Here is a 939-nt window from a genome sequence, read left to right as displayed (position 1 = left end):
AGTTGCATGCCCAAGACCCGAAGCGGAGTGATCTAGCCATGGGCAGGTTGAAGCGCGGGTAAGACCGTGTGGAGGACCGAACCCACCAGGGTTGAAAACCTGGGGGATGACCTGTGGTTAGGGGTGAAAGGCCAATCAAACTCCGTGATAGCTGGTTCTCCCCGAAATGCATTTAGGTGCAGCGTCGTGTGTTTCTTGCCGGAGGTAGAGCACTGGATAGGCGATGGGCCTCACCGGGTTACTGACCTTAGCCAAACTCCGAATGCCGGTAAGTGAGAGCACGGCAGTGAGACTGTGGGGGATAAGCTCCATGGTCGAGAGGGAAACAGCCCAGAACACCGACTAAGGTCCCTAAGCGTGTGCTAAGTGGGAAAGGATGTGGAGTCGCAGAGACAACCAGGAGGTTGGCTTAGAAGCAGCCACCCTTGAAAGAGTGCGTAATAGCTCACTGGTCAAGTGATTCCGCGCCGACAATGTAGCGGGGCTCAAGTACACCACCGAAGTCGTGTCATTCACACATATAGGCCCAACGGCTGTGTGGATGGGTAGGGGAGCGTCGTGTGCCGGGTGAAGCAGCGGAGGAATCCAGTTGTGGACGGTACACGAGTGAGAATGCAGGCATGAGTAGCGATACAAGAGTGGGAAACTCTTGCGCCGATTGACCAAGGGTTCCTGGGTCAAGCTGATCTGCCCAGGGTAAGTCGGGACCTAAGGCGAGGCCGACAGGCGTAGTCGATGGACAACGGGTTGATATTCCCGTACCCGCTTTGAAGCGCCAACGTCGAACCTCTGAATGCTAAAGCCGTGAAGCCGGCCCGGAGTCTTCGGACAAAGGGACGTGGTGGAGCCGCTGACCCAACAGGGTAGTAGGTGAGCGATGGGGTGACGCAGGAAGGTAGTCCAGCCCGGGCGGTGGTTGTCCCGGGGTAAGGGTGTAGG

1 rRNA gene is annotated in these 939 nt (G+C 57.4%); it reads left to right on the top strand.

The annotated features are described in order from the left end of the window. Nucleotides 1-939, top strand: a 23S ribosomal RNA gene (locus AA75_RS14735); the annotation flags it as partial.

This window comes from Kitasatospora sp. MBT63 (assembly GCF_000710465.2).
Classification (GTDB): domain Bacteria; phylum Actinomycetota; class Actinomycetes; order Streptomycetales; family Streptomycetaceae; genus Kitasatospora.
The sequence above is the reverse complement of the archived record's forward strand: the minus strand, read 5'-3'. Positions and strand labels throughout refer to the sequence as shown.